The 20430-nt window shown below is 63.9% G+C and carries 18 protein-coding genes; 7 read left to right on the top strand and 11 right to left on the bottom strand.

The window, feature by feature from the left end; genetic code table 11:
• Nucleotides 1-533 precede the first annotated feature (533 nt).
• The 4 genes from FHS03_RS23895 to FHS03_RS23880 are packed head-to-tail and all read left to right on the top strand — an operon-like array spanning nt 534 to nt 8344.
• Nucleotides 534-1691 carry an ABC transporter substrate-binding protein gene (locus FHS03_RS23895; protein WP_183443409.1) on the top strand — a complete coding sequence of 386 codons (1158 nt, stop codon included), beginning with the start codon at nt 534-536 and terminating at the stop codon, nt 1689-1691.
• A gap of 60 nt (nt 1692-1751) precedes the next feature.
• Entirely contained in the window at nt 1752-5387 is a 3636-nt protein-coding gene (locus FHS03_RS23890) for a response regulator (protein ID WP_183443408.1), read from the top strand.
• Complete coding sequence (locus FHS03_RS23885; protein ID WP_183443407.1) at nt 5384-7933, top strand: EAL domain-containing protein; 2550 nt, start codon at nt 5384-5386, stop codon at nt 7931-7933. Before FHS03_RS23890 ends, FHS03_RS23885 begins: the two co-directional genes overlap by 4 nt.
• A 39-nt stretch (nt 7934-7972) precedes the next feature.
• A complete protein-coding gene (locus tag FHS03_RS23880) occupies nt 7973-8344 on the top strand; it encodes an oxidoreductase (protein WP_183443406.1) in 372 nt (123 codons plus the stop codon).
• Between the two features lie 287 nt (nt 8345-8631).
• Here FHS03_RS23880 and FHS03_RS23875 read toward each other — a convergent pair whose 3' ends face one another.
• The gene (locus FHS03_RS23875) at nt 8632-9195 is read right to left on the bottom strand and encodes a hypothetical protein (protein WP_183443405.1); all 564 of its coding nucleotides are present in this window, start codon (nt 9193-9195) and stop codon (nt 8632-8634) included.
• Here FHS03_RS23875 and FHS03_RS23870 point away from each other — a divergent pair, their 5' ends adjacent.
• Nucleotides 9196-9681 (top strand): DUF4265 domain-containing protein, encoded by a 486-nt coding sequence (locus FHS03_RS23870; RefSeq protein ID WP_183443404.1) that lies wholly within the window; start codon nt 9196-9198, stop codon nt 9679-9681.
• A gap of 79 nt (nt 9682-9760) precedes the next feature.
• Here the strand turns inward: FHS03_RS23870 and FHS03_RS23865 are convergent, their stop codons facing one another.
• The 5 genes from FHS03_RS23865 to FHS03_RS23845 form a co-directional block, all read right to left on the bottom strand.
• Nucleotides 9761-10522, bottom strand: coding sequence for a PRTRC system ThiF family protein (locus FHS03_RS23865; RefSeq protein ID WP_371871767.1), 762 nt, complete (start codon nt 10520-10522; stop codon nt 9761-9763).
• A gap of 4 nt (nt 10523-10526) precedes the next feature.
• Nucleotides 10527-11288 carry a PRTRC system protein B gene (locus FHS03_RS23860; RefSeq protein ID WP_183443402.1) on the bottom strand — a complete coding sequence of 254 codons (762 nt, stop codon included), beginning with the start codon at nt 11286-11288 and terminating at the stop codon, nt 10527-10529.
• A 23-nt stretch (nt 11289-11311) separates the two neighbouring features.
• Nucleotides 11312-12412, bottom strand: a complete 1101-nt coding sequence (locus tag FHS03_RS23855; protein ID WP_183443401.1) for a PRTRC system protein F — start codon at nt 12410-12412, stop codon at nt 11312-11314.
• A gap of 120 nt (nt 12413-12532) precedes the next feature.
• Nucleotides 12533-12739, bottom strand: coding sequence for a PRTRC system protein C (locus tag FHS03_RS23850; RefSeq protein WP_183443400.1), 207 nt, complete (start codon nt 12737-12739; stop codon nt 12533-12535).
• 14 nt (nt 12740-12753) lie between these two features.
• On the bottom strand, nt 12754-13227 hold the full coding sequence (locus FHS03_RS23845; protein WP_183443399.1) for a PRTRC system protein E: 474 nt from the start codon (nt 13225-13227) through the stop codon (nt 12754-12756).
• Nucleotides 13228-13554: 327 nt separating this feature from the next.
• Here FHS03_RS23845 and FHS03_RS23840 point away from each other — a divergent pair, with 327 nt between their 5' ends.
• Nucleotides 13555-13863, top strand: coding sequence for a hypothetical protein (locus FHS03_RS23840; RefSeq protein ID WP_183443398.1), 309 nt, complete (start codon nt 13555-13557; stop codon nt 13861-13863).
• A 220-nt stretch (nt 13864-14083) separates the two neighbouring features.
• Here the strand turns inward: FHS03_RS23840 and FHS03_RS23835 are convergent, their stop codons facing one another.
• Together FHS03_RS23835 and FHS03_RS23830 are read right to left on the bottom strand one after the other, a co-directional pair.
• Nucleotides 14084-14515: an EamA family transporter gene (locus FHS03_RS23835; RefSeq protein WP_183443397.1), complete on the bottom strand. Its 432-nt coding sequence runs from the start codon at nt 14513-14515 to the stop codon at nt 14084-14086.
• 224 nt (nt 14516-14739) lie between these two features.
• Nucleotides 14740-15153 (bottom strand): MerR family transcriptional regulator, encoded by a 414-nt coding sequence (locus FHS03_RS23830; protein WP_183443396.1) that lies wholly within the window; start codon nt 15151-15153, stop codon nt 14740-14742.
• Between the two features lie 129 nt (nt 15154-15282).
• Here FHS03_RS23830 and FHS03_RS23825 point away from each other — a divergent pair, with 129 nt between their 5' ends.
• Nucleotides 15283-16074, top strand: a complete 792-nt coding sequence (locus FHS03_RS23825) for an SDR family NAD(P)-dependent oxidoreductase (protein ID WP_183443395.1) — start codon at nt 15283-15285, stop codon at nt 16072-16074.
• A gap of 176 nt (nt 16075-16250) precedes the next feature.
• On the opposite strand, the gene FHS03_RS28295 is transcribed toward FHS03_RS23825, so the two are convergent.
• The 3 genes from FHS03_RS28295 to FHS03_RS23810 all read right to left on the bottom strand — a co-directional run bounded on the left by FHS03_RS28295 (nt 16251) and on the right by FHS03_RS23810 (nt 20425).
• Nucleotides 16251-16598, bottom strand: a complete 348-nt coding sequence (locus tag FHS03_RS28295; protein ID WP_229426378.1) for a hypothetical protein — start codon at nt 16596-16598, stop codon at nt 16251-16253.
• A gap of 14 nt (nt 16599-16612) precedes the next feature.
• Nucleotides 16613-19060 (bottom strand): DNA repair protein, encoded by a 2448-nt coding sequence (locus FHS03_RS23815; RefSeq protein ID WP_183443394.1) that lies wholly within the window; start codon nt 19058-19060, stop codon nt 16613-16615.
• Between the two features lie 75 nt (nt 19061-19135).
• On the bottom strand, nt 19136-20425 hold the full coding sequence (locus tag FHS03_RS23810; protein WP_183443393.1) for a metallophosphoesterase family protein: 1290 nt from the start codon (nt 20423-20425) through the stop codon (nt 19136-19138).
• Nucleotides 20426-20430 lie beyond the last annotated feature (5 nt).

Genomic DNA, 20430 nt, shown 5'->3' with positions numbered 1-20430 from the left:
CAAATGGGGTAAGTGCGCCATCTTGCGCAGCAAATGACATAGGACGACAGAAACATTGTCCTGCATATGCCTCGCCGTCGCCGGCCACATCGTTCCTCCATTATGCCCCTGGAAAACGGGTGGACGCTAAACCAAGGGGAAGGCGGCTAGCGTTCCCACGGTGTAGGAACAGGACTGGAGCCGGCTATCAGCTTGTCTGATGCCACACGCTCGATGTCGCAAGACGGGGTCGTGGTGCCTAGGCCACACCGTCGTACAGCGGTAGCCAACGATAAAGCGGGCCATCTGCTCCGCGTGCGGCAGTAGATGTCCTGCGCTATGGCACAAAAAAACTTGACGCCAACCCTTTTTTGGAAGGGGAAATCGGTGATCCGTGGCCTTGTAGCGGCTTGACGTTCATGGCCACAAAACGGGCGGCCACGGGGTGATGACCACGCATGTGACGATGTGTGAGTTTTTGAGAAACAATTTTTGCCATACTCGGCATTGTTCTCACGCATGTTGACATGAAGCGAAAGTAACGGAGGCTACTCATGGGATCGTGGCTGGGCTGTTGCTTGCTGGCTGGCATACTGGTGGCCACCGCCAGTCACGCGGGCGAACCCGGTGTCAGCGACACGCAGATCCGCCTGGGCATGGTCAATGCGCAGAGCGGTGCGGCCTCAGGCCTGGGGCGATCCATGCTGGAGGGGGCCACCGCGGTCTTTGAGGACGTCAATCACCGTGGTGGTGTCCATGGCCGGCGCATCGAGTTGGTCGTCGCCGACGATGGCTACGACCCCGACCGGGCCGTCGACCAAACCCTCAAGATGATCGAGCAGGAGCAGGTGTTTTCCTTGTTTGGCTATGTGGGGACGCCCACCACTAACGCCGTCATTCCCATCGTCCAGGAAATGAAGGTGCCCCTGGTTGGGGCGTTTACGGGTGCGATGGCCTTGCGCCAGCCAGTGGTTCGAGAAATCATCAACTTCCGCGCCAGTTATGACGACGAGACGGACGCGCTGGTGCACTATTTCGTCAGCCGCGGCGTCAAGCGCTTTGGCGTCATGTACCAGGATGACGGCTTCGGTCAGGCCGTGCTGGGCGGCACCGAACGGGCGTTACAGCGGCGTTCCCTTGCACTGGTGGCCAAGGGATCCTTCCAGCGTGGCACGACGGCGGTCAAAGCCGCGCTGGCGGCCTTGATTGGCAAACAGCTGGAGGTGGTGGTGATGGTCGGACCGTACACGCCGGTGGCGGCGTTTGTGCGCGAGGCGAACCAAGCGGGATTGAACGCCCGCCTGGCGACGGTTTCCTTCGTCGGTACCGACAGCTTGCTCCAACTGCTGGGAACCGAAGGCAACGGCATACTGATCTCCCAAGTAGTCCCGCTGCCCGATGATCGCACCCTTCCCATCGCTGACGACTGCGCCGCCGTATTGGCCAAGCAGGTGCCAGATGCCCGGCTCTCCTTTGTCAATTTTGAGGGGTGTATTGCCGCCAGGGCGATGGTGGCGGCGCTGCTGCAGGCCGGGGCCGGGTTGACGCGCGAGCGCTTGCTCCAGAGCTTTGAAGCGTTCGACCGGTTCGATATCGGCGGCCTGCAACTGACGCTGCGCCCGGACAATCACCAGGCGTCGACGGCCGTGTTCCTGACCCGCATTGTCGATGGCAAGATTGTTCCCGTCGGGGTGGCACCTCGTGACAAGTAGTCTTTTGCATACAGGGCCGGCGCTGGCCTGCGGGCCACTGCTCTTGCGTTGGAGTGTCTGGTGAAAATCAAGACCAAGCTGGTCACCAGTACCGCCATCCTGTTGGCAGGGGTGGCGGTGATGGCGGCGGCCAGCTTGTTGGTGGTCAAGAGCATCGAGGCCCACGTCTACCGTCTGACCGGGCAGACCGTGCCCTTGCATACGGATGCGCTACGCCTGCGCTACGCGGTGCAGGAGATGGCATCGGATTTTTTTGAACTCGGCAAGGCCGAGAACATGGAGCAATTGGCGCAGGTGTCAGGGCAGATTGCGACCAATCTGAACATCGCCGAAACCATCAGCAACCGCTTGCAGCAGCGGGGCGAACGCGATACGCCGCGCTACCACATCGCTTTCGCGCAGGAATACCGCACCATGCGCCAAGTGGTCCAGCGACGCCTGGCCAATGTGGCCGACTATAAGGAGCAGGCCGCCGCCATTCGCCAGGTACTCGGGCGGATCGAACGATCTGCCCAATCGGCACGCCGCCAAATACGCCAGGTCGACGCCCAGGCCCAGGCCGCCGCCGCCGAAGTGCAGCAGGAGAGCCAGCGCTTGAACCAGCGCGCCCTGTACCTGGCCGAGCTGCGCAAGAGCATCCAGGACATGCGCATTGCCATGGCCGAGAGCGATGCGGTGAAAAACCGCTACCGGATCGCGCCCTTGCGCGAACGCCTGGCTGCGGCGGTGGCGCATCTGTCCGACGAGAAGCCGAGCAATGTCGGCGACGTTGAGCAAGCGCTGCGGGTGTCGTTGCGCGATACGGCGCGCACGCTGCTGGCCCCCCATACCGGTCTGTTGGCGCTACGGGCTGATCTGTTTGCCAACAATGCGTTGGAGCCGGCCTATCTCGCGCTCCGCCAGCAGCTTGCCGGTGCACTGGCAGCGGCCAATCGGCGCTTGGCCGAGGAGCGCGATCCCATCGAATTGCAGCTGGCGGTCGGGCGCGACAGGCTGGCGGCGGCCAGCCGCTACATGCAAATATCGGCCCGTATCGAAGACGCCAGCGGGGAAATCAACCTCGCTGTCAATACCATCAACATTGATGTCGGCGAAGTCATGCTCAGTGATGCCGCCCCCGCGGTCGCAGCGCTGCAGCGGGACATGGCGTACCGGCTTGATGCCGTGCACCGCGACGTGGCGGCAATGCAGACGCTGTTGCGTAGTCTCGGGCAAAACGGCTTGCTGACCGAGACGGCGGCCATCGAGCGATTCCTGGACACGGCGCAGCACGCGGTCGCACAGTTTGTCCGCGCCAAGAGCGCGGTGTTGGCAAGCCAGAGCGCGCTGGACAAGGCCATTGAACACGTGCGCGCTTTCGAGCGGCAACAGGTCGCCTATACGGAGCAGCAGGTCGCGGGTATCAGCCAGGAGCAAAACAATGCGGTGGCTGACGTCCTGGAGCGGGTTCGGCACTCCTTCGTGCTGATCCTCGGGATCGCGTTGGCGCTTCTCTTGGCCGGTGTCGTGGCGACGGGCTTGATCGGACTCTCGATTGCCAGGCCGCTGGCACGCCTGTCCGAGGCCATCGCGCACATTCGCGGTGGCCAGGATTTGTCGGTGCGCGTCCGACAACACGGCCACGATGAGCTGGGCGTGCTGATCAATGGCTTCAATGGCATGCTGGACAACGTTGAGCAGCGCGATATCGCGCTCCAGCAAGCCAAGGCCGAGGCCGATGCGGCCAACCGTGCCAAGTCGGACTTTCTGGCCAAGATGAGCCACGAAATACGCACACCCATGAACGGTGTGCTGGGCATGACGGAGCTGTTGCAGCGTACCGAGCTCAACCCCAGGCAGCAGCGCTTCGTCCAGACCGTGCACCGTTCGGGGGAAAGCCTGCTGAGCATCATCGACGATATCCTGGACTTCTCCAAGATTGAAGCGGGGAAACTGGTGCTGGAACAGATTGCCTTTGACTTACGCCAGCTCGTTGACGACGTCGTGGCGCTGTTTGCCGATGGCATTCAGCGCAAGGGCATCGAATTCACCTGCCGCATGGCCGCCGATGTGCCGCAGCATGTGCGCGGTGACCCGGTGCGCCTGCGCCAGATCCTGACCAACCTGCTCAATAACGCCACCAAATTCACCGAACGCGGCGAGATTGCCGTGGCAGTCGATTGCGCCGGCACGGGGCGCATCTGCCTGCAAGTGTCCGACACCGGCATCGGCATGACGGCGCAAGCGGCGGCGGCGGTTTTCGAGCCTTTCCGCCAGGCCGACAGTACCACCTCCCGCAAGTACGGCGGCACGGGGTTGGGTCTGGCCATCATCAAGCAATTGGCGGAGATGATGGGCGGCGCCATCGCCCTCACATCGGAGCCGGGGCGTGGCTCGACCTTTGCGGTGACGGTCGCCCTGGAGGCGGAGCCGCCGCCGGCGGTCCCGGTAGGGGAGATGCGCACCGCCTTCGGTGGCGTGAATGTGCTGATCGTGGACGATAACGCGACGAACCGGGAGATCCTGCTGCAGCATGCGATCGGCTGGCAGATGGCGGCCAGCAGCGCTGCCGACGGGGCGCAGGCTCTGGCCCTGCTGCGCATGGCGCAGCTAAGCGGACGATCCTTTGACCTGGCGATCGTCGATATGCGGATGCCGGTCATGGATGGCACGGAGCTGGTGCGGGTGATGAAGGCTGATGCCAGCTTGGCCGCGCTGAAAATCATCATGCTCAGTTCACTCGACGCCTCGGCCGATCTGCGCCAGGTGCTGGCCTTGGGGGCGGATTGTTGCCTGACCAAACCGGTGCGGCTGCACGAACTGCAACACTGTATTGAGATGGTCATGGGCATTGCAGCGCCATTGCCGCAACCGGCGCCTACGCCCGCGCCCGAGCGGGAGCACCAGCAGGACGTACGTTTGCTGTTGGTGGAGGACAATGCCATCAACCAGGAGATTGCCTTGGCCATGCTGGAGGAAACGGGGTATTGCGTGACGCTGGCCGACAACGGGCGGCACGCGCTGGCGCTCTGGCAGCATCAGGAATTTGACGTGATCCTGATGGATTGCCAGATGCCCGAGATGGATGGTTTTGAGGCGACTGGCCGCTTGCGCCAGCGGGAAGCCGAGCTTGGCCGGCCCCGCACGCCAGTCATCGCGTTGACGGCCAATGCTATCCTGGGCGACCGTGAACAATGCCTGAACGCAGGCATGGACGATTACATCGCCAAGCCCTATACCCGCGCGGCCCTGCTGGCATGCTTGTCGCGCTGGTCCCTTGCGCCTGCCGCTGCGGCGCCCGAGGCTGGTGCGCCGGCGGTGCCTACCGGTGTGCCGGCGCATCCCGCCGTCGCGGCCGAGTCGGCCCCCATTCTCGACCAGGCGGCGCTGCAAAAACTGCGCGCGATGCGCCGCCCCGGCCGTCCCGATGTGCTCGCCCGCATCATCGATCTGTTTTACAGTGACGCGCCGCGCCTGGTCGGGCAATTGCAGGTGGCGGCCGAGGCCAGCGACACGGAGGCGTTGCGGCTGGCCGCGCATACGCTCAAATCGAGCTGCGCCAACGTGGGCGCGCTGGGCTTGTCGGGAACCTGCCGGGACATCGAACAGTACGCGCGTGGCAATGACGTGGACAGCGCGCTGGCGCGCCTGCGAGGCGTCCAGGAAGAACTCGACCGGGTACTTGCCGCCCTGGCGATTGAAAGGGAAACGCTATGACATCACAAGCCTTGCCGCAGCCCCTGGTACTGGTGGTCGATGACGACGCCATGACCCGCATCTTGGTGACTGAAGCGTTGGAGCCGGAGGGGTTCCGACTGGCGGAGGCGGTCAGCGGAGAGGAGGCCATCACCAGCTTCCAATACGGAGCGCCTGATCTGATTTTGCTCGACGTCACCATGCCCGGCATGAGTGGTTTTGAATGTTGTGAGCAGTTGCGGAGGCTGCCGGGTGGGGCGCACGTTCCCATTGTGGTTCTGACCAGCAACGATGATGACGCGTCCATCGGGCAGGCATTGGCGGCGGGCGCCAGCGACTTCATTGCCAAACCCATGCAGTGGCGCTTGCTGGCGCACCGGATGCGCTATTTGCTGCGCGCGAGCAGGGCATTGGCGGAACTGACCCGCGTCCAGGAGAGCCTCAGCCACGCGCAAGCACTGGCCCGCCTGGGCAATTGGGAATACCGTATCGATACCGGTGCGGGCTATTGGTCGCCCCAATTGCTGCGCATCCTGGGCGTGGCGCCCGATACCAGCCCCGCCAGTTTCGACCGTCTGCTGGCGTGCTTGCCGGAAGACCAGCGGCCGCAGCTGCTCGATGCCTTCATGGGCTTGCACGCCGGCGCCGGCAGCTATGGCTTGGAGCACCGGGTGCTGCAGCCCGACGGGGAAACACGCATCGTCTTCCATCAGGCCGAGGCGGTATATGAAAGCGGGCGTCTCGCGCTGATCCGGGGAACGGTGCAGGACATTACCGAGCGCAAGCAGCAGGAATTGCGCATCGAGTACCTGGCCAACCATGACGCCTTGACCGGTCTGCCCAATCGCAACCTGCTGCATGACCGTATCAGCCAGGCCATTGCCCGTACCCGGCGCACGGGACTGCACCTGGCCACGCTGGTATTGGACCTGGACCGTTTTAAGTTCGTCAACGACAGCTATGGCCATCCCGTCGGCGATGCGCTATTGCAGGCTGTGTCCAGCCGGCTCAAGATGGCCGTGCGCGAAGGCGATACGGTGGCCCGCCTGGGGGGCGATGAATTTGTGGTCCTGCTGGCCGACCTGGTCGATACGCGCACAGCCGAGGACGTGGTGCAAAAGGTGCTGTCCATGTTCATCGAGCCCTTCCTGTTGGGTGAACACTCCCTGCATATCAGCACCAGCATCGGCGTCAGCGAGTTTCCCGCCGATGGGGATACCGGTGAAATACTGCTCAAGACGGCCGATGCGGCGCTGTACAGCGCCAAGGACAAGGGCCGCAACTGCTATCAGTTCTATCATCCCAAGATGGGGGTGCTGATGGAGGAGCGCGCCGATATCGAGCATGCCTTGCACCAGGCGCTGGCGCGTGGCGAACTGGAACTGCATTACCAGCCCAAGGTCGATCTCAATGGCGGACAAATCTACGGGATGGAGGCGCTGCTGCGCTGGCGCCGGCCGGACATTGGCCAAGTGCCGCCGGACCGCTTCATTCCCTTGGCCGAGGAGACGGGCCTGATTATTCCGATTGGCGAGTGGGTGTTGCGCACGGCGTGTGCGCAACTGCACGCCTGGCATGGCGGTGGCTTTCCGCATTTGACCATGGCTGTCAACGTCTCGGCGCGGCAATTTCGCCAGATGAACATGCCGGACCTGGTGCGCGCGGTGCTGGCCGATAGCGGCGTGCCGGCCCAATGCCTGGAGCTGGAGCTGACCGAGAGCCTGCTGATGCAAAACCAGGAGCTGGTGGTGCGGGATTTGAAGCAATTGAAGGAAATCGGGGTGACGCTGTCGCTGGATGATTTTGGGACGGGCTACTCCAGCCTATCGTATCTGAAGCAATTTCCAATCGATGTGGTCAAAATCGACCAGTCCTTCATCCGGGACGTGACCGATAGCGTCGATGGGGCTTCGCTGACCAAGTCGATCATCGCGATGGCCAAGTCCCTGAACATGACCACGATTGCCGAGGGGGTGGAAACGCAGGGCCAGTTGGGCTTTCTCAACACCCACCGCTGCGATGCGATTCAGGGGTACTACTTTAGCCGCCCATTGGCCGGCAGCGAGATGGGGATGCTGCTGCAGGCCGGCACGCAGTTGCCGCCTGATAGCTGCCATGCCGAGCCACGGCAGCGGGTATTGCTGCTGGTCGACGACGAGCAGAACGTGCTGTCGGCATTGCAGCGGGCGCTGCGCGGCGAAGGCTATCGGATACTTTGCGCCGGTACGGGACAGGAAGCGCTGGAATTGCTGGCCATTCATCCTGTGGGGGTAATCGTGTCGGATGCGCGGATGCCGGAAATGGCCGGCACCGAGCTGCTGCGCCGTGTCAAAGGGCTGCATCCGGAAATCGTCCGTATCATGCTCTCCGGGTATACCGAGTTGTCTTCGGTGACCGAGGCCATCAATGAAGGGGCGGTCTACAAGTTCATCACCAAACCCTGGGATGACAGCCTGCTGCGCGAACACATCCGCGAGTCGTTCCGGCTGCACGAAGCGGGACCACAGCGATTGGACGCAGGGCATGACGGAGCGCCGCGCGTGGCGATGGCCGATGGTGCCGCGTAACTGTGCCGTTCGCTGGTGTGCTCGTGAGGAGAAGGCGTGATGCAGCAGCAGCTTTTCTTTGAAGGTTTGCAGGCGTTGGCCGCCTCGGCCTTTCCCAAGCATTGCAAGACCTGCGGGCGCGTGTTCGCCACGGCGGACGAGTTTATGCTGCAGACGCAGTCGATACGCAAAAGCATGACGGGCTTGAAGGAAGGCTTTGATGACAACAATGTGGCCATCGTCGAGGCCTATCGCAATTGTGTATGCGGCTCCACGCTGATGGACTTTTTTTCGGACCGGCGCGATATCTCTGATGCCGGCTTGCACCGGCGCCAGTTGTTTAACAAGCTGTTGCCGCATTTGCAGCAAAAGGGCATGGAGCGCATTGCGGCGCGGGACTACCTGTTACGGATATTGCGCGGCGGACCTTAATGTGCAAGTCATGGCTTGGGAATGGCGAGAAATGGGGGAACTGCCCGTCCGCATGCCTAGGCGGTGTGCGGGGCGCTTCCAACGACATGCCATCTCCTGGCGCAGGAGATGGCCGGTGCGGCGTCGACGCGCTGACGGCAACAGGGATGCTGCGATGGGGCGCATGCAAACGGGTGAATGCTCACCTCACCGTCAGCGCGCCGTATGATGCGTGCGCGGTGGCGGCAATGCGGTTGCGCGAAACTGACATGTCAATTGATAGCCTTTGGGGAGGGCAGCATCCTGTACTAAAGTACAGCCAATACGTCACCCAGCCACGCGGTGGCCAGTCGGATGTGGGGAGGTTGCGCGCCGATGCGTGACCTGCCGCGCTTTTGGTGTTGGATGCCGGTACGTAGAAAGGTGTGGTGTGCTGTCGCTGACACATACCATGTGCCCGCGCAAATGCGGGCGTTGTTCTCCTCGCACGGATGGGTGTTGCAGCCATGACCCCGATAACGATTCAAACGAGTAAGAAAGTACGAGAGTATCTGGAGCAGCGCATGCCTGCTGAAGAACCTGCGCCAACGAAAGATGATGTGCGGCGTGAGATGGGCTGGGATTTGATTCCGGAGAATTGCCAACCGAGCCTGCAGGATGATGAGTAGTGTCCCAGCGTGGCGGGTGAGCGCTCCTGCTGCGGCAGAGTGCGTCGCGACGAGTTTGCGCGGCGAAACGCGGTGCAGCGCGGCATTGTGTGTTGCAATGGCGTGAGGCAGGATGTTCTTTTCGGCTTGAAAACTTGCACTGCTCAGCGGCGGCTCGCTACTGGGATACGCTGCCCGCTGCATCATCCACCAGAGTGCGATCATATGAACGACGACATGTATCCAGATGCAAAGGTACTCTTTCGCCACCGCAATGGCGACGGTAGCATTGGCGGCGAGATGCTGTGGGCCACCTCGCTTGGCGCTGACCAGTATCGGCTGGAGAGTTTTCCCTATTTCGTGCGCGGCATATCTTGGGGTGACGTCGTGTTGGCGCCATTCGTTGCGCATGACGGCGCGCCCGCTTTCCAGCGCGTGCTGTTGAAGTCCGGGCATGGCACGATCAGTGTGTTTTTCGAGCTGCCCATCATCGATGGCAATCGTTCCGATCAGATCCTGGCGCATTTGGTGCGTCTTGGCTGCCACTACCGCTACGATGGGATGAAGCGAAGGCATGCCGCGATCAGCATTCCGCCGGGCATGGCGGTCAATGCCGTCTGCGGCTACCTGCTCCGGGAAGGGGTAGCGTGGGTCCCGGCCGACCTGGGAAATCGCCATCTCTCGCTTGGCGACAGTGGTCCTGTTGTGTGAAACACGTGCGCCTGCAGCACTTTTTTTGCTGCGGGGCGGCGATCGGCCGGGCACCAAACGCTGTTTCCATGGCCGGACGCTAGCGGGCCACCGGCATGGCGGCGCTGCGCCCTGTCGCCAGATTGCACACGGTGCCATGGCTGCTAAGGCCGCCCGTTGAAAACAGCTCGTAGAGTAGTTGTGCGCCGTAGCGTACCACGAGGTCGTTGATGAACAACCCCTGGCTGGCCAGCGACAGGCGCACGGAACACGATGGGCGGGTATCCTCGACCATGGTGGCGTCGAGCAGTTCCGGATAGCGCTCGGTCACGCAGGGCAACCGCGTGGCATCGGTCTTGCCATGGGACGGTGGTTGGCCCAGTACCACCTGGCCATCGGCCTCGCGGTTGCCGAGATCGAGCCAGTAGCGGTAGTGCTCACCGGAAAAGGCGAAGGCATGCATGGCCCGGCGCGCCGCGCGGCTGTCCACGCAGCTGATCAGAAAGTCGGCGCACCGGTTGCCGTAAGGAGCGGTTCGTTCCCAGGTCGATTCGATGGTGTCGGGCACGGCCTCCCAGTCCAGGCCATAGAAATGGTTCAGGCGCGTGATGGTGAGGACGGCCTTGTGCTGGCCGATATCGGCCGGGCCATACAGCTGCCTGCCCACATTGGCCTCGCTCACGGTGTCCGGGTCGAAGGCTGTCAGGTGCAGTCCATCGGGGTGGCCCAGCGCGCGCATGGCGATATCGAGCCTGGCCAGGCAGCCGGCCATCTGTGCGCCGTTGCCGCCGACACCGGCCAGGTGCACGGTGACGCGCCGTGTCAGCAGAGCCGCGTCGATCCGGTGGGGGCGTTGGTCCACGGCATTATCCTTCACGTCCATCGCCTCGCGCCTGCGCATGGCGTAGGCGCGCTGCCAGCACGCCAAGCGTAGCGTCCAGCGATACCAGCACCCGCTGCGGGAAACGCTGGAAACGGCCATCGAGCTGGGCGCGCCAGAAAGCATGGCTGCCGCCCCGGTAGCGCACCAGTTGCAGCGAGGCGCTGGGGTGGGTGAAGAAGGACGAGAAGAAGGCGCGCTCCCAGGCGGCGATGCGTTCCGTGGTGGTGCCGTTGGGCAGGGCGACATTGCCCCGGCAGATCACACCGTCGCCGTTGACGTTGAAGTAGGGCGCCTGGTAAAGCGTGCTCTCCGGTGTCGGACGGCCTCGGCCTTTGAGTGCCCACACCTGCCAGGCGCTGCTGGACGCGAGGAAGACCAGGCCCGGATGCGGCACCACGGCCCCGGCTTCGCCGATGGTCGCCTCGTCGCTGCGAAAGGCGATGTGGCGCCGCGCGGGCGCGCACCACCAGAGCAAGGCTTCGCCATCGCTATAGAGCACATTGCCCGGCAAAAAACCGTCATGCGCCACGGGCTGCGCCAAGGCGCGCGCCAGCAGCAGGCCGGCGCGCGGCGTCATGGGTTTGCCCGCCAGCAGATGCGCCCGGCCGCCGCGAACGTCGACCGGGTGGATGCTGGCATAGGCCTGGCGCGCGCCGCCTTGCGTGGCGCGGTAAATGAGTACGGCGCAGGACAGCTGCATGCTGCCGGTGTCGCCGGGACGGATGAAGAACGATGCGTCTGGCATGATGACCTCCTATTTGCGAAGTCCTATTCTCGTTCCGCCAGATGCCAGAGCAACTGGTCGAGCAGGCCGATGGCGCGCAGTTGTGGACGCATCCTGCGCAGCCAGGCGCGCATCGCCTCGGGGGCGGCAAGGTCGAACTGGACCTGGCCGATCTGGTCGCAGTAGGTATCCTGCCAGGCCAGCTGGGCATGGTCGTTGGCGATGCGCACGGTGACGTCGTCGTCCCGCCAGCACAGCACGGCTCCATAGCCGGTAAAAGGGGCGTCCGCTTCGGCGCGGTAGTCGGTGGTGGTCGGTGTGGCGTGCAGGGTACGGGCCAGCATGGCGGCGCGCCGCACATAGGGGCAGGGATGCTGCCGGGCGATGTGGGTGAGCTGCCGTAGGGCCAGGCGCTGGCGCCGGTAGCAGAGCGCCCATGGCGGAAAGGCGGCGTCGATGTCCGCGCGCGTCGGGATCTCGCCGCGCAGCGCCGCGCGCGCCGCCTCGTCCTCCTCTTCCGCCAGCAGGGTGGCTTCGTCATCTTCGCCCAGCCAGTAGAGATAAGATGCCTCGTCCAACGCCAGGGCGGGTGTGAAGAGGGGATACACTTGGCCGCCCTTGCATTCCATGATGTCGAGCACCGTCGCGCCCAGCAGGGGGACGCGCGCCTCCAGATAATCGAGTCCCGGCCCGACGGTCCAATGGCAGACATCGTGCGTCGTCCAGCCGATAGCGATGCCCTTGATCGCGCCGGTGTCGGTACAGGTGCTGCCCGCCTGTGCTGCGGGTAGCGTGTGCGGCACAAGCGGCTCGAGCACAAAGCAGGGCGAAAAACACGTCAGCGCACCGGTGTGCTGACGCAGCCAGGCGGTCAGGGCGCGCGCGCAGCCGGTGAGGGCATCGTCGCAGAGCGCAGGCCAGGTGCGCGCCGTGACCGCGCCCGCGTCGAGAAGGAACCGGGCAATGGCCGCCACACGCGCGCGGCCCTGGGCGGGCGCGACCTGTAAGGGGATGGTCGCCGCGAGCAGCGGCAGGGCCAAGGGTGTCAGGCCACGGGCGGTAGGCTTGCCGGTGGCGCGCGATGGCGCGTTGGCCGTTCCCCGTGCCGGGCGGCGTTCAGGCAGGTGGCGCAACATTGGTTCCATTGCTGGGCGCATCGGACACACTCCCTGTGATGTAATGCCCGCTCGGTGGCCGCCGTCGCGCTGTCCACGGTGCCGGCGGCCAGCGCGGCGCTCTGCCGCTGGAATTGTGCGAAACGCACGTCAGCCCTTGGTGCCGACGGCACGCTGGAAGGTGATTTCCTGCACACCGTCCACCACCTCGCCGGCGACGATGTCGGCGCTGACCAGGTCCGGGTACAAGAGGCTATGCAGGTCGCGCACTTCCAGGTCGGACAGGCCGGCGGGCGCGGGCAGGGCGATGCCGTTGTAGCGGTAGCGTTTGGTGATGCTGTTAATGGTGATGCTCATGTGCTCTCTCCTTGTCAGAATAATTCAGGCTGGCGGTTCTTCATCCAGTCGCGGTCGGGGTCGTCGTTGGGGTTCTCCAGCGGCGTCTCGGTCGCCGGTGTTGCTTGCGCCGGGACGGCGCTGCCGACAGTGCTGCTGGTGCTGGCATGGGGACTGGCCGGTGTGCTGCACGCTTTGGCACGGGGTGCAGGTGCTGCCCGCTGGGGCGTCTGCTTCGCCTCTTCCAGCGCTTTGGACGCTGCAGCGGCCTGTTCCAGCAACGGAACCAGTTGGCGGCTGTAACCGGTGAGCGCCGCCACAAAGTCCGCGTCGAATTCGGCCGGTGTCGCCGTCAGGGTCAGGTCGGTGGATAGGGGCGTTTGCGCCCCCGGTTGCGCGCGTGGCATGACGCAGATCGTCATGCGTCCGGTGTCGTGGTCTGCCGTGACCAGCATGGCCAGCCGGGTATGGCGTGTGAGCGCATAGAGTTCGGTAAACAGGCCCATCATTTCCTCCTTCACGCGATCATCGCGGTAAGACCAAGATACCCCCGGGGGAGGCGCCGTCTAGTCGCTGGTGTCAGCCTGCGGCCGCCGCCAGTCCGGACTACGCGATGGCGGCAGGCACACTTAGTCGCTTAAAACAAGGAGGTCGATGTTGACGCATAAAGGTGGTACGCTCTACAAGGCGTCCTGCGACGTGGGATCGGAAAGTGTCAGGCCGCTCTACCTAGGCGCAGGATAGGCTGGCTGCCTGAGAGCAGCGGTGCCTGGCAGGTGGACGCCTTGTTGAACACGATAGAATAGGCCGCGCGGGTAATGATATGAGGAGTTGGTATGAACGATTACATCCTTTTCATGCACAATGATGTTGTGGATTACGCCGTTGCCGATGATGCCAACCGGTGGGAGCAATACATCCTCACGCTTGAGTCATCCGGCCAGTTTGACGGTGGCAGTGCGATCGGGCCTGGGGTGCTGTGCAAGCAGCATGGACGTGACCAGCCGGCGCCTACCGACATCCGGGGCTACATCCGTGTCCGGGCGGACGATGTCGACCAGGCACGGCAATACCTGATCGGCAACCCGACCTACGAGGCTGGCGGTACGGTCGAAATACGCGAACTGCCGCGCACATCGGCCTGATGGGGATGGCGGCTAAACGTGCCAGCGTGTGCTGGGTGGCCGGTGTTGCGTTGATCGTGCTTGGAATGATCGTCGTGCAAATGAACAGTACGCCAGCGGCATTGATGACGCGTTCCGCGCCGTCGGCTGAACCCTCATGATCGTTCGTCTGAATACAGCCGAGAAATGGCGACGAGCCGGCGTGCCTGCCTTGCTGCGCTTACGCCGCGCCGCTGGGTGATCAGCGTTTCCATGCGAGCAGCAGAACGCCGCCTCCCACCATGGCAATGCCGAGCCACTCGCGCAGCGATGGACGTTCCCCGAGAAATAGCGCCGCGAATACGGCCACGAGAACGAGGCTGAACTTGTCCACGGGGGCGACCTGGGTGGCATTGCCGACGCTGAGGGCGCGGAAATAGCATACCCATGAGGCGCCGGTGGCCAGGGCGGACAGGGTGAGAAACAGCCAGGTGCGGGCGGGAAGGTGGAGGGGATTATTCCACTTGCCCGTATAGGCGACGAAGGCGGATAGCAAGAGCATGATCAGGACAGTGCGGATCAAGGTGGCCAGGTCCGAGTCGACGCCTTGGATGCCGATCTTGGCGAAAATGGCGGTCAATGCCGCAAACACGGCCGACAGCATGGCCCAGTAAAACCAGCCGGTTGATAGCATCGCTTTCTCCTTGTCGGATGGGATGCTGCATATCATACCGACGTCGAAACAAGAGAGCTTGTCGCGGGGCGGTTGGCTTCGTAGACCGGTATGTGCAACGCGCAGCAATGCGGTCAAGTTAACGAGGGGCGATGCCAGGCAGGACAGGCGAGCTCAGCGATGACCGGCCGCCAGCGGGTAGTCACGGGCCTCTGATCTCGTCACGACAAACCAATGTCACGCGGTCATGAGCGTGATCGGCACGCGGTCGTGGCGTATTGTCCGTGTTCTGACGCTTCGTCGTTACAGCCGCTTTCCACCTTGATCAGCGCGTCGTTCAGCCCTGCCCTGAGCAATTCCAGGGATCGCGCTTTCTGGTCAACCTGCTCGATCTTCTCCTGGATTAGCCGGACCTTGTTCTCTGTTGCCAGATCGTCTTGCTCCCATGCTTGGATCACTTCGGCGATTTCTTTTAATGTAAAGCCGAGTGCCTTGCCGTGCCCAATCAGTTCGATACGCCGCAACGCCGTTGCCGAATAGACCTTGTAGTTGTTGGTGGTGTTGGGCCGGGTCGCTTCATCCAGCAGGCCCATGCGCTCGTAGAAGCGCACGGTGTCCCGCGATACGCCCGCGCGGCGGGCGATGTCGCCTATTTGCATAACTGCTCCTCTGAAAACTTGACATTCGCATTGAAAAAGGCCGGTGGGCCGACCATGAAATAACCCTTGACCATGGACTATGGTCAACACTATACGCTTGTGAACTCTTGCCATTCGTTCACATAGACAATGAAACCTTTTAAATTTTGCAATAAAACAGTATTGATCACCGGCGCATCTTCCGGCATCGGACGTGCCTTTGCGCAGGCGTTAGCTGCACGCGGCGTCAATCTGGTCCTGGTGGCGCGCTCTGCTGGAATTCTGGCTGGGCTTGCCAGGGAACTGGCGCAGAAACACGGCATTCGCGCTGAGGCGATGCCGGTTGACCTGACGGTGCCCGGCGCCGCGACCGATGCCTATGCGCGAGCTTGCGCTCTCGGCCTAGTGCCGGACCTCCTGATCAACAACGCCGGATTTGCAACGCATGGCCGCTTTGAAGACATTCCGCTACAGCGCCAAGTTCTGGAGATCTCCCTCAACTGCAATGCAGTCGTGGAGCTTACCCATGCCGCGCTGCCCGCCATGCTGGCCTCTGGCGAAGGAGCGATCATCAACGTGGCGTCGACTGCCGCTTTGCAGCCTGATCCGTATATGGCCATTTATGGCGCGACCAAGGCATTCGTACTGTCATTTTCGGAGGCGCTATGGGCTGAGAACCGGACACGCGGTGTTCGCATTCTGGCTTTGTGTCCGGGTGCGACCGACACTGCCTTTTTTGATGTGGTTGGTGCTGCCGAGGCAGCGGTCGGCAAACGGATGCCAGTTGATGCTGTCGTTACCGAGGGTTTGCGCGCGCTTGACCGGGGTGTGAGCCACCATGTCGCCGGACGTGCGAATCGCGCCCTCAGCATATTGCCGCGCATCTTGCGCCGCCAGGCCATTCTTGGGATTGTTGAAAAGATGCTGAAACCCCGCACCTGATGCGTCGGGTAGGTAGCACACCGTGCTCGCCAAACGTGTGTGTCCATGGCTTTTCCCTCCTCGTATGCTGGCTTGCGTGAACCGCGTAGCCTCAGATACTGTCCGGACTTTCAGATGGAAATGGGCAAGGGCACCAATCTGACAAGCAGGGTCGAACCCTAAGGTCAAGTTATGTGTCACCTTGCCCAGCCGCGCCATCTGGAGAGCACGTTCCCACTGGTTCCGCTTTTTTCAATTTGAAAGGTTTTAGACGCCACGCTCGTCAAAAACAAGACGAGCGATACCCAATGCTGTGGAGGCGGTTGGCCACCGGCATCTGCGGTCCTGGCTTGGGAACCACCGTCCAAGGCCGGCATGGCATCGGCGTCACGGATATTATTTTCCCAGCGGTTGCGGAACATGGAACCGATGTTGACGGCGCTTACGGTACCCTCGGCCTTGATTCGACGGTCGTTGATGGCCGCGTTGGCGGTATATCCGGCACCAGCGCAGATGCCCATTGCGCCGATCTTGTTCAGAACCACGTATGGCAAGCTGCTCAGGTAGTCGACAACGGCACGAACTGATCGAGATCGATCACGGCGTCCGCCATGGCGGCCAACTCGGGCGTATGCGAGATGAAATATTCCTGCGCATAGCCACCGATACGCAGTACCTCGCGTTTCATCGCCATAAACTGCCGTTTGTGCTGCTCGTCAAAGGCGCCGTCCGCCTCGTCCGAGAACAGCGTCTGCGGCCGGCGCGTGGCGGTGCTGTTCAAATACAGGGCCATGGCCCGCGTCAGGCACTCGTTGATCCAGATGCGCTCGCCGCCGCTCATCTTGGCCACGCTCTTGGCCGAACCGTTCTCGGCGTCGTGCACCGTGATCTCAAAACCTTCCTTGACATCCCCCTTGCTGTTTTCCAACTGCGTCCGGATGGCAACCGAAAAGCGCGGGCCGTAGCAGGCAGCGAGCAGATCGTTGGTCAGTGCCGACAGGTCCGGGCCGGCGTCTTCAATGACCAGCGCGACAATGCCCTCATTGCCCATGCTCTTGGCAAACATCAGCCAGATCGCCAGTTGTGATTCGATGTGAGCGGCGTGCGTTGCCAATATGGCTTCTTTGCGTACGTTGGAGGCGTGGCGCCGCGCCAGCTCCTCGCGCTGTTGCTGGGCGCGCAGGGTGGCCAGGAAGGCCGCTTCGGCGCCATCGCAGGCAGTCTGCGCCTGGGTCAGGGCACGCGTCGCATGGTCCATGGCGGCGGGATCCGGCGGCTGCGGCAAGGTGGCCAGCAGGGCATCGATGCAGGCTAGCGCGTCGCGCTCGCGCAGCGCCGTGCCCGCTTCTTGGGCAGCGAGGGTCGCGAGCCGTGCCGCGACGGCGTCCTGCTCGCCCCCATCCCCATCCCCGGTCTCGCCGGTGGGCGCCTGGGCCAACAGGGTGCCGATACGCGCCTCGGCATAGCTGAGGTTTGCGCTGGCGCGCCGGATGTCCGCTTCCCGGGCGGCCAGTTGCTGCGCGTTGGCGAGGGCGGCCTGGGTGCGCCGCAACCGGGCGGCTGCCTGGCCGAACGCGTCTGGCGCGCCGGCCAGTTGCGCGAGCTGCGCCTTGAGTTGGGCCGCCTCCAGCAGCAATGCCTGGTGCGTGGTGTTCAGGCGCTGGACGGTGGCGCTGGCGTCGGGCAGCAAGGGCTGTGCCGCCCGGGCGTCGGCCAGGAGCTGGCAACGTTCCTGCAGCGCGCTGCCATGGCAGGGCACCTGGGTGGTCAGCGCAAAGCGCTGCCGCAGCTCCTGCGCCTTGAGCACGGCCAGCCCCGCTTCGTGCTCGACCGTCTTCAGCTGGGCCTGGAGCACGGTGATGCAGGTTTGCAGCTGCTCGCATCGCCTGACCTGCGCTTGCCGCGCCTCGGCCACGGCGCTGCGCCGGGCATGCAGACGCTGGAGCAATGGTAGGCGCGAGGCGGCACGCGCCACGCGCGGGCCTGTCTGCAGGACGTCCTGCAGCTCGGTACGCTGCGCGCGCAGCGCCGCCAGATCGGTTTCCCAGGCCGCCATCCGCTGGGCGTAGCGCTGCCGCGCCTGGAGCAGCCTTGCTTGTTCCGCCTGTATTTGCTGCCCGATATCGGCCAGTGTCGCGCGGCCGCGTGCCAGGCACTGCTGCCGCTCCGCCAGTAGTTGGCTGCGGCGCGCGTCGTGGTCGGCGGCCAGTACCTGTTCGGTGTGCAGGGCGGCCAATGCCGCCTTGCGCGTATCCAGCCTTGCCAGGGCGATGTGGCGGTTTTGCCGGGCCAGGTCGGCGCCGCGGACGGTGGCGTCCAGACGAACGTCTTCTTCCTGCAACTGCGCTTGCTCGGTCCGTAGCGCGGTCAATTGCTCGCGTAGGCCGGACAAGCCCGTACGCAAGAGGCGTGCCGTGTCGCCGGCCTGGGCGCTCAGCGCCTTGAGCTGTTCCAGACCCAGCAGGTCGGCCAGCAGCCCCTTGATTTCCGCATGGCGGTAGGCGGAGAGCTGGCGCCGGTGCTGGGCCGAAAACGCGGTGGTGAAGAAGGTGGCCGCGGGACCGGCGATGGCCTCGACACAGCGCTGGTAGCTCTCCATGCGGCCATCGGAGAGCGTGCCGTCGGCCAGGCGCGCAGGTTCCCAATCCTGCCCGTTGTGCTGGTGCAGGTAGGCTTCGGTGCGGCGCTTGCCGCCCAGGCGGATGACCAGATGCGAGCGGTACAGCACACCGTGCATCTCCCACTCCAGGATTTTCTCGTTCTCGGGTAGATAGACCTCGTCGTAGTAGGAAAAGGCGCCCAGGCCATCCTGGCCGGCTTTCGAGGGCATGACGGGGTAGGGTGTCATATTGTCGAGGATGGTAGTCTTGCCGCGGCCGTTGCGGCCGGTGATGGCGACCAGGGCCGCGCCGGCGGTGTCGCGGGCGAAGTCCAGGGTGATGCTGGCATGGCCAAGGCCGTCACGGATGCCGATAAAGCCGGTTAAGGTAAGGTGTCGAGCAAGCATGGCAATCTCCTGTGAAGGACACCAGTGTCGCGCCGGTGCCCAGTAGTGCAAGCGATGATGGAAGGCGCCGGACCATCAGGCGGCCAGCGCGCGTGCCGCTGGCGCCATTGCTTCCGGCGCTGCGCGATCGGTCGGCGTTGGGCTGTGCGTCGCGTGCAACAGGATCTGGCTGGCAATATCCTCTGGACGATGTCGCGTCAACTGGTCCAGGCAGTCGCACAGCGCACCGGCCTGCGCACCCGTCACCTCGGCCCAGTGCGCAAGCTGGTGGCGTAGCGACGCGTCGCGTCCGATGCCGGCGGCCCTGGCGCGCACGGTCGGCACGACCCGGCCCTCGAGCTTGAGGCCTGCCGCGCCTTGAAACAGCTGGGCGATGGCATCGCGGTCGGCAAGGTGGCGCGCGGTGTCGGCCACCGTCCAGCGCACCCGGACCCAGGCCCCCTCGGTTTGCTGGCTACTAGCCCACTGGCGCAGCGCCGCCATGTCGGGCGGCCCGTCGAAGGCGAATTCCACCATGCGCCGCGCCGGGGTGGGGATGAGCGTGGCGCTGGCCGCATGGGCGCCGACCTGCCACAGCAAAAAACCTTTCTCGCCTTGCTCGCCGTGGTGCAGGCGGCCGATGGAGCCGGGATAGGCAATCACCTGGCCCGCCTGCTGCCAGGCTTGGTGGCGGTGGATATGCCCCAGCATGAAGGCGCTGGCGCCGGCGCGAAACAGGGCGCCGGCGGTGAATTCATGGTCCAGTCCCGCCATCGGCACGCCATGTTCGGTCAGGCAGCCGATCACGGTGCCATGCGACAGGCCGACGGTGGGAATACCGCGTGCCCGGCACGCCTCGTGCGTGGGCGCAAACCCGTGCAGTACCTGGGCCAGTTCCTCGCCCATGGCCAGCGCCGCATGGCTCGCGCCGACGGCCGCCGCCAGCATGCCCTTGTTCAGGGTGGGCAGGCAGGAACACAGCAGCGCGCAGCCCTCGGGTACCGTGTCGAAACGCCAGCCGGGCGAAGCGTGCCATTGTCCGCGGCTGCTCAACGCCACTTGCCCGATGCGCTCGGCCACATGGATGGGGTGCCGCCCGCCCAGGAGGGGAAACACCCCCAGCGTACCGAGCGGTTCATGGCTGTAGGTGCCCTGCAGCATCAGCACCGGGCAATGCTCGGCCAGGCGCCGGATCTGGCGTGCCAGCGCGGCAAAGGCGGGGGCATGCACCGGCAGGGCATGGTCGGTGGTGTCGCCGGTGATGATGGCCACCTCGGCGTGCTGGGCGATGGCCGCGTCGATGGCATGGCCAAAGCAAGCATCGACTTCGGCCAGGGTGTCGTTGGCATAGTGCAGGTCGGAGAAATGGGCAATGCGTCGTGTCATGATGG

The organism is Pseudoduganella violacea (genome assembly GCF_014191875.1).
GTDB classification, from domain to species: domain Bacteria; phylum Pseudomonadota; class Gammaproteobacteria; order Burkholderiales; family Burkholderiaceae_D; genus Rugamonas; species Rugamonas violacea_A.
Note: the sequence above shows the minus strand (reverse complement) of the source record. Positions and strands in the feature narration are given on the sequence as shown.